General features: G+C 35.7%; 1 protein-coding gene. It reads right to left on the bottom strand.

Annotated features, from left to right (window positions below; genetic code table 11):
• Positions 1-198: 198 nt before the first annotated feature.
• On the bottom strand, positions 199-4,468 hold a 4,270-nt coding region (locus tag O3636_RS10555), incomplete at its 5' end, for a ZmpA/ZmpB/ZmpC family metallo-endopeptidase (RefSeq protein ID WP_371643095.1).

Consider the following 4,468-nt stretch of genomic DNA (forward strand, 5'->3'; position numbering starts at 1 on the left):
TAAATTTAAAAAATCGATAGATTATACAAAAAAAGCGAACAAGACAGAATTCTGAGTGTCAGATAACTCGTTTTGTTCGCTTTTTATATTTAAGGTTAGACTTTTGTCCCAGACTCCTTTTTGAGGTGCTTTTTGAAAGCCATCAAATGATGATTTTTCAGAGAGAGCAAAAAACTGTCCTCTTTATATTTTAAACGTTTAAATGTCTTCTTTAAACAGTTTATTAAAGAAACCGTCTGTGTTTTTAAGAAGGGCTTTGAATACTTTAGATTTCAAGTCCACTGTATTTTTGAAATGATCTTTAATTTTCGGATCTGACATACCATCAAGATCTTTTTGAACAGCTCTAGCAAATAAAGGCCTTAACTCATCATAGTTACTGATATGGACGCCATCAATATCGATACTTTCAAAACCTTTCTTAGCTTTAGCAAGAACCTCCTCGTACCAATGTCTCTTCCATTCCTCAAGAGTATTAAAGTTTCCTTTCGATACTTTATTAATTATTAGCTTATCGCTTAGTAAACCGTGATTGTTTTTATCTGCTTCTGCTTTGTATTTATTTGATACATAACTGATAAAGCCATTTTCATAACCATAATATCCCCACATACGGAAAGCATTGTGCTTAAACGATAATGAACCAGGTGCACCATCACTCGTATTCCCACCGTAAATTCCTGCCATCATATTGACATTTACGTAAGCTGAATTTGGTGTAAAATCCTCTGGTCTATAACGTCCGTTACCTGGATTTCCGTGAATGGTCATGAAATTATTATTTACTAAGTCATCAATGGTGTTCAGTGGTGTTATTCTCTCAGCGTCTGTCAAGTCACGCACTTTGTCCCATTGGTGAGGACCACTTAGTTTATTTCTATCCATTGGTCGACGTATTTCACGGTCAATTTTCTTGAACCATTTACTATTGTCACCTTTAACCTTAGGAAGAACAGCTTCAGCTTCAGCATAATCAAGCATCATCATAGCTTCATTGTAGTTCTTCATGTAGTGGTCGATTTGGTCACGTGTTTGAAGTTTGTCAGGGTCGGGATTATACCATTGATTTCCATCATTTGGACGATGGTAGGCCATGTTAATACCCAATGCACCATACTCACCATTTGTTGTTGACTTATCAGGAGTTTGTAACATGCCTTGAGCAAAGGCTTCTAAATCCGTACCTTGACGATGCCAATATCCACCATAGTAAACCATACGATCATTAACGTGAGTAGTTTCATGTGTAAATGCGGATGTTCCAAAATCACTAATTAAATCTGTCATAACGAAATAAACTGCATCCATCGGTTGCGGTGCTGCAAAAATATATGCATATGCTCCGTATCCATATTGGTAAGGATGATACTTCCCAATACGACCAAAGAATTCCCTGACTGGAGTATAGTCTGGTTTTCCATTTCTATGTCCGAATCTATCAGGCCAACCATCTGGAGCGTTATGATTATCCCATACAGGAGTTGGAACTCCATTTTGACTCTTAAGAAGTTTATCGCGGACATTATCAGTAGCAAGACGTGACCAAAAATCTAAGTAATTAACTTGCTCTTTAGCACGTTTATTGATTTCACTCTTGAACGCTTCACGTTTTTCTGCTGTATCTTTACCATACTTTTCAAACGAACTAAATGAGATAGTATTATACGTTGAAATCATAAATAAATGTGCATCTTTCAAGTTCAGAAGCGGTAAAATCATACGTCCATGTTGTCCGTTATTAAGTCCTTCATATAGACGATATTTTTTATTAGCAAATGCAGGGTTAGTTGACGGTTGTTCAACTACATAAGCATTCTTTTCAATAGCTCTCTTAAACCAAACATTTATGTCTGTTTCATTTGTGAATAATTTCATATTGTAGGTCAAGAAGTCATGTAAACTACTTTTATCTGTTGCCCCTGAAATTATATCACGATAAGCATCTTGCGTTCTATCTCCTTTTAGATTATTTTCTGCAGAACCAATGTTAATCAATCTATCAATAACACTTGCTGTTTTACCATAGAAGTCAGGTTTAAACATCATCACATCTTTGATACTCAAATCACCATATTTGATATCATAGTAACGATTAAGATAAGTTAGCCCCATCATAATTTTAGCTTTGTTATCTTCAACTTTCTTCAGTAAAGCACGTTCAGCTAATTTATTATCATTGAGTTGATGATCTTCATTTTCAAGTATCTGTTTTACCAATTTGTCAAGATTTGATTTAACTTCAGAGAAACTTTCTTCAAGGAATAAATCTCTAATGTATCCATTTTGACGACCCACACTATTAGCATTAGCATCTTTCTTAGTATCTCTCTTAGCGAGAAGTTGACGCACTCCATCAGACTCTAATTCTACGCTAGATAACTTAGACTTTATATCAGTCAACAACTGAGCGCGGTCTTTCTCAACCATATTTGGTGTATAGACAATGTTTTGACCTGTTACATCATACTCTTTTACTTGAGCTACTTTAGAATCAGCTTTAGCGGTAACTACCATTTCTTCTTTAGTTCCATCCGCATAGTGAATCATTATTTTATCGATATCCGATAAATCGGTCACGAATTGACCATCCTTCATCCCCGTAACAGAAAGGACTTCTTTCTTAGCTAAGTTTGAATCTTCTGCAAGTTTGTTACCTTGGTTTACAATCCACTCTTTGTTGTAGAACGGTTGAAGTTTTTCAATGTTACGATAAGCCAGATCTCTATCTACTTTATAGTCTTGGGTTGACTTATATTCATCTTCTTTTCTGGTTAAACGGTTTAAGCGATTGACCACAGGTTCGTTGATTTCGTATTTATCTGCGGTGATACCTGTAGCTTCAATCTTAGATTTTGCCTCTTCTTCAGAAATAGGTTTAATACGATTTTTATCTTTTGAACGCTGGTAGCTAAAATTCCCATCACTGACACCTACTACAACGTAATTTCGTTTCACATTATTTCCTGTCCAATAGCCATCATCATAATCAATATCACTAGAACCATAGAAAATTTCACCATTAGATACTTTCATCATTGAGACAGAATCTTCAATCGAACCATGCATCTTAAGACTTCCAACAGCACCACCAACTTCAATTGGTTCCTCCACATCTATTGTACCTTTAACAACAGATTTTTTAATAGCTCCCTCTCTACCTACAGTATGGTTATTACCACTATTTTGCGACCAGTAAGCTATACCTGCAGCCTTAGCTTTCTTCCCTCGAATATTGGCATCTACATAAGCCTGCTCTACCAGCCCCTTCCAGTTTTCACCAACAATACCAGTCAAGAACGAACTACCTGTGCCAATAGAGGTCACATTCCCAATAAAAGCTACATTTCTCAATGTACCGCCACTATCAATCTTATCAATAAATCCAGATACCCAGTTTCTACCTAATACGTTACCAGTCACTTTGACATCTTCAATTTTAGCGCCGCCTTTAATAGTGTCGGCAATCGGAGCAATTCGGTCTGCCCATGGCATATTTATGTCAACATTACCAAGATTAATATTCTTAATCGTTCCACCAATAACATTGCCAAATAACGGACGTGACAGGTTATGAATGGTATAGTGATTATCACCATCACTCAAGAGCTTACCTTTGAAATCTTTCGTAACATATGATTTACCAAATGCTGATACATTTGTGGCATTAAGGTCAGCACCCAATTTAAACTCGCCATTTGGATGTTCTTGCATATCTCTCACAAGTTCATTGAAATTGTAATATACATTATTGACTTTTGGAACTGGTTTTTCAATATAATGCACATACTTATTACGAACCTTCGTTGGATCTGTATGTTGAATCAAATCTTGAGCTTCGGCAGTGATTTTATAAAGTTTTTGGCCTTCTTCAGTTACTTCCTCAATTTTATCAACTGCTAAACGTGTTACTTTATTATCACGACTAGTGATTTTTAAGTACATTTTCTTCACATCTTTATCTGAAGGTTTTTCAGTCATAAAATCACTAGGTGTTTCAGTACCATCGTCATTTACCTTCACTAAATTAGTAGATGCGATATTTTTAATTTCAACTTTTTTCAACTCTAAACGTAAAGGTTTTTCATCCAATTTAGACGTTTCATCACCTTCACCACGGTTGTAAGTCATTGTTGTTGCAATTTTATAATCTTTAAATAAATCCAAACCTTGAATAGCATCTGTCAATTTTTCTTTAGATAAATCAACTCGCTTAACAACAGTGTCCCCATCTTTAATCTCAGCTATAATGCTCTTGATTTCAGCATTATCTGTATTTTCAAGAGTGTAATCCAATTTAGCTGAACGAGCCATCGCATCTTCTGTTACCTTATCCAAAGTCAAAGTTGGTGCAACTTTTGTAGTATATTCAGGTAACACTTGTTGAACCTCAGGTTCTCCCTTTTCAGTGACTACAGCTTCTGGTAAATCTTGTTGAACCTCAGGTTCTCCTTTTTCAGTGACTACAGCT

Origin of the sequence: Streptococcus sp. 27098_8_76, assembly GCF_041432315.1 — a bacterium.
Taxonomy (GTDB): domain Bacteria; phylum Bacillota; class Bacilli; order Lactobacillales; family Streptococcaceae; genus Streptococcus.